The sequence below is a fragment of the Bowmanella yangjiangensis genome (assembly GCF_017255015.1).
In the GTDB taxonomy this organism is placed as follows: Bacteria; Pseudomonadota; Gammaproteobacteria; order Enterobacterales; family Alteromonadaceae; genus Bowmanella; species Bowmanella yangjiangensis.
Genome location: NZ_JAFKCS010000915.1, coordinates 1 through 279, shown reverse-complemented (window position 1 = coordinate 279; position 279 = coordinate 1). Strand labels below are relative to the sequence as shown.

1 protein-coding gene is annotated in these 279 nt (G+C 67.4%); it reads right to left on the bottom strand.

The window, feature by feature from the left end:
* Window positions 1-231 (bottom strand): hypothetical protein (locus tag J0A65_RS27200; RefSeq protein WP_206597266.1); only part of this gene is annotated, 231 nt, incomplete at its 3' end.
* Window positions 232-279 lie beyond the last annotated feature (48 nt).

The following is a 279-nucleotide window of genomic DNA, read 5'->3' as shown; positions in this document are numbered from 1 at the left end:
ATCCTTGGACAGGGCCAGGTGCCGCCCCCAGGTGGCGATGGCCGCATGCAGCTGGCCATCGACCTGCCAGCCCAGGTAGCGCACGGCAATACCTGCCAGCCCGGCCAGCCGTGCCACCACCTCGGGATGCGTCGCCACGCTGCCGCCGAAACGCGCCCACGCGTCGGCATAATCGGCTGCCGAAATCGGCGCCCAGCCCCGTTCACGCCAGAATTGCAGATGACTCAACATCAGGCGTCGTGCTCGTCAGTGACGACCGCATCGCCCTCTTCGAACTGC